This is a genomic window from Pseudomonas sp. FW305-28 (assembly GCF_017351395.1).
Classification (GTDB): Bacteria; Pseudomonadota; Gammaproteobacteria; order Pseudomonadales; family Pseudomonadaceae; genus Aquipseudomonas; species Aquipseudomonas fluorescens_AA.
Genome location: NZ_JACNDD010000232.1, coordinates 1 through 6,729, shown reverse-complemented (window position 1 = coordinate 6,729; position 6,729 = coordinate 1). Strand labels below are relative to the sequence as shown.

Annotated in this window: 8 protein-coding genes; 4 read left to right on the top strand and 4 right to left on the bottom strand. The window is 62.2% G+C overall.

The annotated features are described in order from the left end of the window. The 4 genes from rhlB to J4E53_RS29325 all read left to right on the top strand — a co-directional run. The coding region (gene rhlB, locus J4E53_RS29340; protein ID WP_207268256.1) for an ATP-dependent RNA helicase RhlB at positions 1-1,232 on the top strand (1,232 nt) is incomplete at its 5' end. A gap of 123 nt (positions 1,233-1,355) precedes the next feature. Further along, positions 1,356-2,303, top strand: a complete 948-nt coding sequence (locus J4E53_RS29335; RefSeq protein ID WP_060740789.1) for an ornithine cyclodeaminase family protein — start codon at positions 1,356-1,358, stop codon at positions 2,301-2,303. 150 nt (positions 2,304-2,453) lie between these two features. Next, positions 2,454-3,581 (top strand): FAD-binding oxidoreductase, encoded by a 1,128-nt coding sequence (locus J4E53_RS29330; protein WP_060740788.1) that lies wholly within the window; start codon positions 2,454-2,456, stop codon positions 3,579-3,581. 88 nt (positions 3,582-3,669) lie between these two features. After that, positions 3,670-4,296: a transcriptional regulator gene (locus tag J4E53_RS29325; protein WP_060740787.1), complete on the top strand. Its 627-nt coding sequence runs from the start codon at positions 3,670-3,672 to the stop codon at positions 4,294-4,296. Between the two features lie 126 nt (positions 4,297-4,422). On the opposite strand, the gene J4E53_RS29320 is transcribed toward J4E53_RS29325, so the two are convergent. The 4 genes from J4E53_RS29320 to moaC all read right to left on the bottom strand — a co-directional run bounded on the left by J4E53_RS29320 (position 4,423) and on the right by moaC (position 6,620). Further along, a complete protein-coding gene (locus tag J4E53_RS29320; RefSeq protein WP_103310274.1) occupies positions 4,423-5,199 on the bottom strand; it encodes an ABC transporter substrate-binding protein in 777 nt (258 codons plus the stop codon). Between the two features lie 252 nt (positions 5,200-5,451). After that, positions 5,452-5,904, bottom strand: a complete 453-nt coding sequence (gene moaE / locus J4E53_RS29315) for a molybdopterin synthase catalytic subunit MoaE (protein WP_060740785.1) — start codon at positions 5,902-5,904, stop codon at positions 5,452-5,454. A gap of 3 nt (positions 5,905-5,907) precedes the next feature. Next, positions 5,908-6,150, bottom strand: a complete 243-nt coding sequence (gene moaD / locus J4E53_RS29310) for a molybdopterin converting factor subunit 1 (protein ID WP_060740784.1) — start codon at positions 6,148-6,150, stop codon at positions 5,908-5,910. Further along, on the bottom strand, positions 6,147-6,620 hold the full coding sequence (moaC, locus tag J4E53_RS29305) for a cyclic pyranopterin monophosphate synthase MoaC (protein WP_058542774.1): 474 nt from the start codon (positions 6,618-6,620) through the stop codon (positions 6,147-6,149). Before moaC ends, moaD begins: the two co-directional genes overlap by 4 nt. Positions 6,621-6,729 lie beyond the last annotated feature (109 nt).

The window sequence follows — 6,729 nt, the reverse complement described above, 5'->3', positions numbered from 1 at the left end:
AACCGCCGGTCGTCGCCTGGAAACTCGAGGACTTCGCCGTAGAACCCCAGGAAGGCAAGACGCGCTTCCACGACTTCAAGCTCGCCCCGGAACTGATGCACGCCATCCAGGACCTGGGTTTCCCATACTGCACGCCGATCCAGGCGCAAGTGCTGGGTTACACCCTCGCCGGCAAGGACGCCATCGGTCGCGCCCAGACCGGCACCGGCAAGACCGCCGCGTTCCTGATTTCCATCATCACCCAGCTGCTCCAGACCCCGCCGCCCAAAGAACGCTACATGGGCGAACCACGGGCGCTGATCATCGCCCCGACCCGTGAGTTGGTGGTGCAGATCGCCAAGGACGCCGCCGACCTGACCAAATACACCGGCCTGAACGTCATGACGTTCGTGGGCGGCATGGATTTCGACAAGCAGCTCAAGCACCTCGAAGCCCGCCATTGCGACATCCTGGTCGCCACGCCGGGCCGTCTGCTGGACTTCAACCAGCGCGGCGACGTGCACCTGGACATGGTCGAAGTGATGGTGCTGGACGAAGCCGACCGCATGCTCGACATGGGCTTCATCCCGCAAGTGCGCCAGATCATTCGCCAGACCCCACCCAAGAGCGAACGCCAGACCCTGCTGTTCTCCGCCACCTTCACCGAGGACGTGATGAACCTGGCGAAGCAGTGGACCACCGACCCGGCCATCGTCGAGATCGAAGCCGAGAACGTCGCCAGCGAAAACGTCGAGCAACATATCTACGCAGTCGCCGGTGCCGACAAGTACAAGCTGCTCTACAACCTGGTCAATGACAACGGCTGGGAGCGCGTGATGGTGTTCGCCAACCGCAAGGACGAAGTGCGGCGCATCGAAGAACGCCTGGTGCGCGATGGCGTCAACGCGGCCCAGCTCTCGGGCGACGTGCCGCAGCACAAGCGCATCAAGACCCTCGAAGGTTTCCGCGAAGGCAAGATCCGCGTGCTGGTTGCCACCGACGTGGCCGGCCGCGGCATCCACATCGACGGCATCAGCCACGTGATCAACTTCACCCTGCCGGAAGTCCCGGACGACTACGTGCACCGTATCGGCCGTACCGGGCGTGCCGGGGCCGCCGGGGTTTCGATCAGCTTCGCCGGTGAAGACGACTCCTACCAGTTGCCGTCGATCGAGGCGTTGCTGGGGCGCAAGATCAGCTGTGAAATGCCACCGACCCACCTGTTGCGACCGGTCGAGCGCAAGCGCCCTTAACCGTCTCCACAGAGCAAAAAGCGCAGCCAGAACGAGCTGCGCTTTTTTTTGCCCCGGGATATTGCTCGATTAAACTAAAAGTCCATAATGGACAAATTAGTTTACACGGTACCCGGAGCCTCCATGCCCAGCACGCCCTCTGTGATGACCCAAGCCCAAGTCCGTGAACTGCTCGGGCAAATCGACGTGCCGCACATCCTGCGCCAGCTGTTTCGTGATCTGGCGGCCGGGCAAGCGGTGCAGCCGCCTCAGCAACTGGTGGTGTTTCCCCACGGCGCCGGGGATTTCATCAACTACCTGGGCGTGATGGCTGAAGACCAGGTCTATGGGGTCAAGACCTCGCCCTATATCGTGCGCGAGCAAGGCCCATTGGTCACCGCCTGGACCTTGCTGATGTCAATGCAGACCGGCCAGCCGCTGCTGCTGTGCGACGCCGCCGAACTGACCACCGCCCGTACCGCCGCCACCACCGCCGTCGCCGTCGATGCCCTTGCCCCGCACAACGCCAGGCGCCTGGCGGTCATCGGCAGCGGCGCGGTGGCCCAGGCGCACGTGCACTACGTCAAGAACCTGCGGGACTGGCAAGGCATCCGCCTCTACTCGCCAGGCCTGAAGACCAAGTCGGCACAGGAACGTGCCTCGCTCACCGGCTTGGACCCGCGCCTGCAAATCGTCGACACCCTCGAAGCCGCGCTGCACGACGCCGATGTGGTGATGCTCTGCACTTCGTCCGCCAAAGCTGTGCTCGACCCGCAGACCTTGGACAAACCGGCGCTGATCACCTCCATCAGCACCAACGCCCCACGCGCCCACGAAATACCGCCCCAACGCCTCAACGACATGGACGTGTTCTGCGACTATCGTCAGACCACCCCGGGCTCGGCCGGTGAAATGCTGATCGCCGGCGAACAACACGGCTGGGAGGCGTCGCGCATCGTCGGCGACTTGCCTGAATTGCTCAGCGAACACGTGGCGCGTCCCGACTACCAACGCCACGTGTTCTTCCGCTCCATCGGCCTGGGGCTGGAGGATGTTGCGCTGGCGAATGCGTTGTACCGACTTCGCAACTGACACACCCCAGTTTCCCTTGTGGGAGCGAGCTTGCTCGCGATAGCGGTGGGTCAGTCACCACCCATGTCGACTGTCAGGCCGCCATCGCGAGCAAGCTCGCTCCCACCGTTTTTTCCAGAGTCCCGGCACTGTGTTCCACAGGAGCATTTCATGACCTCAGCAGACTTCATCATCATCGGCGGCGGCATTGCCGGTGCTTCCACCGGTTACTGGCTGGCACCCCACGGCCGGGTGATTGTGCTCGAACGCGAATCCCATCCGGCCTATCACTCCACCGGACGTTCGGCGGCGCTGTACACCGCCGCCTACGGCACCCCGCAGGTGCGGGCGCTGACCCAGGCCAGCCGGGATTTTTTCGACGCCCCGCCGGCCGGTTTCTGCGAGCACCCGTTGCTGAGTCCACGGGGCGAAATGACCGTGGATTTCACCGGCGATCCTGCCGAGCTGAACAACCAGTACCTGAGCGCCAAGGCCACGGTGCCGCAGATGCAACTGCTCAGCGCCGAAGAAGCCTGTGTGCGGCTGCCGATCCTGCGACGGGACAAGGTCCACGGGGCGATCTATGACCCGACGGCCTGCGACATCGACACCGACGCCCTGCACCAGGGCTACTTGCGCGGTATTCGCCGCAATGGCGGTGAAGTGCACACCGACAGTGAAGTGCTGGGCCTGAGCCGCGACGACCAGGGACTTTGGCAGGTGAAGACCGCCAGCCAACGCTTCACCGCCCCCATCGTGATCAACGCCGCCGGCGCCTGGGCCGATCAGGTGGCCGTCCTGGCTGGCGCCCGGAAGCTGGGGTTGCAACCCAAGCGGCGTGCGGCATTCATCTTCGCCGGCCCCGAAGGCGTGGATATCCATGACTGGCCGATGCTGGTGAGCCTGGACGAATCCTTCTACATGAAGCCCGACGCCGGCATGTTCCTCGGCTCGCCGGCCAACGCCGACCCGGTGGAGCCTCACGACGTTCAGCCGGAAGAACTGGACATCGCCATGGGCATCTACCAGATCGAAGAAGCCACCACCCTGACCATCCGCCGCCCGACCCGCACCTGGGCCGGATTGCGCAGTTTCGTCCACGACGGTGATCTGCTGTCCGGTTTCGATCCACAGGTGCCCGGACTGTTCTGGGTCGCGGCCCAAGGCGGCTACGGCATCCAGACGTCACCGGCCATGGGCCAGGCCAGCGCCGCGCTGGTGCGTGGCGAACCGCTGCCCGAAGCCCTGGCCCGTTTCGGCCTGAGCAGCGCCATGCTCTCCCCCAAGCGTTTGGGGTGAGCCAACCGGGGTGACGCATCGCCACGATTGCGGCACACTCCCCCGCGCCCCTGTTCCACGGGGCGCTGACGCTGCCTGGAGCCCTGTCATGACCGCTTCGCCATCCGATCCGGCGCTGGAAAACTTCCGCACCATCGCCGACGCCATCGCCACGCTGTTCTACCCCCACGCCGAAGTGGTGCTGCACGACCTGCGCAGCCAGAAAGTCGATTACATCGCCAATAACCTGTCCAAGCGCGAGATTGGCGATGACTCGTCCCTGGAAGACATGCTCAGTGAAGACGTCAGCGAACGTAACATCGGGCCGTACGAGAAACTAAACTGGGACGGACAGAAGATTCGCAGCCTCAGCAGCGTCCTGCGCGACGCCCACGGTCATCCGCTGGCGGTGCTGTGCATCAACCTGAATATTTCGCTGTTCGAGAATGCCAAGGCCGCGTTGGATTTGTTCCTCTCGCCGGGCAAGTTGATTCCCCAGCCGGACTCACTGTTTCGCGATGACTGGCAGGAGCGGATCAACACCTTCCTCCACGCCTGGATGCGCGAGCGTCAGCTGAGCCTGAACCTGTTGACCCGCGATCACAAACGCGAGCTGGTGCTGGCGCTGCATGCCGAAGGCGCGTTCAAGGGCAAGAGCGCGTCCAACTATGTGGCCAATGTGCTGAACATGGGGCGGGCGACGGTGTACAAGCATTTGAAGGAGTTGAAGGGCTGAGATTTGTATTGCCTGGCCTGGCGCCTTCGCGAGCAAGCTCGCTCCCACATTCGATCTCATTGCACACAGATATCGTGTACGACACCAATCCCCTGTGGGAGCGAGCTTGCTCGCGATAGCGATTAATCAGTCACCATAGATATCCGACTTGAAATACTTGGCCTGGATCTCCTGGTACTTCCCATTGGCCCGAATCCCATCGATGGCCTTGTTCAAGTCCGCCACCAGTTGGGTATTGCCTTTGCGCACCGCGATACCGGCGCCCTCACCGACGTATTTCGGGTCCTTGAGTTCGGGACCGACAAACGCGTAGCCCTTGCCCCGGGGCATCGACAGGAAGTCTTCCAGCGGGATGGTGTCGGCGAAAATCGCGTCCAGGCGACCGGACGCCAGGTCCATGTAGATTTCTTCGTTGTTGCTGTAGCGCTTGACCGTCACACCCTTGGGTTCGAGCACTTCAGTGGCGTAGCGGTCAGTGGTGGTGGCCCGTTGCACGCCCACGGTCTTGCCCTTGAGGCTGGCATACTGCTCATCGACCACTGCCCCTTCCTTCATGACCAGGCGCGATGAGGTGAAGTAGTACTTGTGGGTGAAATCCACCGACTTCTTGCGCTCTTCGGTGATGGTCATGGACGACAACGCCAGGTCGATCTTCTTCACCTTGAGCGACGGAATCAGCCCGTCGAACTCGCCCTCGATCCATTGGCACTTGACCTGCATCTGCGCGCACAGGGCATTGCCGATGTCGTAGTCGAACCCCTCGATTTTCCCTTCCGAGGTCTTGGAAGCAAACGGCGGATAAGCTGCCTCGATGCCGATGCGCAAGGTTTTCTCAGCGGCGAACAGGCTACTGGAGGCCAACAGGCTCAAGGCCAGGCCGGTGATGAGGGGGAGTTTGCTCATGATCAATCTCTCGCAGGTTGTTGTTGGTTTGGCAGAGAAAGGTGGATGCAGTTGTTTTGTACTTATAAATCCATACTGGACTTTAATGTACACACCGTCAATCGGTAGGCAGGGGGATGTGATGGGTGGCTGATGGTCTCATCGCGAGCAAGCTCGCTCCCACAGGGGATCCTTGATGCACAAAGATCCAGTGTGGGAGCGAGCTTGCTCGCGATGACGGACTCATGGCTTGCGAAAAAACTACAGGGGGGCTTACTGCTTCCAGCGATCCGCCGCCGCATGATCACTGTCCCGCCCTTCAACCCAGCGTGGGCCGTCGACGGTGTTTTCCTTTTTCCAGAACGGCGCACGGGTCTTGAGGTAGTCCATGACAAAGGCGCAGGCGTCGAACGCCGCCTGGCGATGAGCACTGGCGGCCGCGACGAAGACTATCGGCTCGCCCGGTTCCAGGGCACCGATGCGGTGCAGCACTTCCAGCTTGAGCAACGGCCAGCGTTGCTCGGCCTCGCTGGCGATCTTGCCGAGAGCCTTTTCAGTCATGCCCGGATAGTGCTCCAGGAACATCCCGGACACGTCGAGGCCGTCATTGAAATCACGCACGTAGCCGACGAAGCTCACCACCGCCCCCACGCCGACATTGGCCGCGTGCATCGCGTTGACTTCGACGCCCGGGTCGAACGGTTCGACCTGCACACGAATCGCCATGCTTCAGCCTCCCGTCACAGTGGGGAAGAACGCGACTTCGTCACCCTCCTCCAACGGTTCATCGAGCTGGCACAGCTCTTCGTTGCGCGCGCACATCAGGTTCTGCTCCTTCAGCACGTCGGCACCGTCACGCTGGGCAAGCAGCACGCGCACATCGTCGACCGTGGCGAAATCGCCGTCCACCTTTACCGCATCCACACCCAGTGCTTCACGGTAACGGGCAAAGAACTTCACGGTAATCTTCATGACGCATCCGCCTGGAAATGGCCGCTCTTGCCGCCGAGTTTCTCCAGCACTCGCACGCCTTCGATGGTCATGCCACGGTCGACGGCCTTGCACATGTCGTAGATGGTCAGCGCGGCGACGCTGGCGGCCGTGAGGGCCTCCATTTCCACGCCGGTCTGCCCCGACAGTTTGCAGCGGGCGACAATGCGCACCCGGTCCTCGCCCTCGGCGTTGAGCTCGACCTTGACGCCGGTGAGCAGCAACGGGTGGCAGAGCGGAATCAAGTCACTGGTTTTCTTGGCCGCCTGGATGCCGGCAATGCGCGCGACGGCGAACACATCGCCCTTGGGGTGACCGCCGCTGACGATCATCTGCAGCGTGTCGGGCAGCATGCGCACAAAGGCCTCGGCCGTGGCTTCACGGAACGTCACGGCCTTGTCGGTCACGTCGACCATATTGGCGCGACCTTGGGAATCGAGATGAGTCAGCACAGGGTTACTCCTGATCGGGAATGTCGATTGTAAACCTGTGGGTCAGATTCCGGCAGGGTTGATTGTCGCACCCCACTTGCGTATCGGACTCGAAAGTCAGCGCAAAACC

Excerpts from the sequence above, each read along its gene's own strand:
- J4E53_RS29335 (WP_060740789.1), top strand. The coding sequence starts at position 1,356 with ATGCCCAGCACGCCCTCTGTGATGACCCAAGCCCAAGTCCGTGAACTG.
- J4E53_RS29330 (WP_060740788.1), top strand. The coding sequence starts at position 2,454 with ATGACCTCAGCAGACTTCATCATCATCGGCGGCGGCATTGCCGGTGCT.
- J4E53_RS29325 (WP_060740787.1), top strand. The coding sequence starts at position 3,670 with ATGACCGCTTCGCCATCCGATCCGGCGCTGGAAAACTTCCGCACCATC.
- J4E53_RS29320 (WP_103310274.1), bottom strand. The coding sequence starts at position 5,199 with ATGAGCAAACTCCCCCTCATCACCGGCCTGGCCTTGAGCCTGTTGGCC.
- moaE (WP_060740785.1), bottom strand. The coding sequence starts at position 5,904 with ATGGCGATTCGTGTGCAGGTCGAACCGTTCGACCCGGGCGTCGAAGTC.
- moaD (WP_060740784.1), bottom strand. The coding sequence starts at position 6,150 with ATGAAGATTACCGTGAAGTTCTTTGCCCGTTACCGTGAAGCACTGGGT.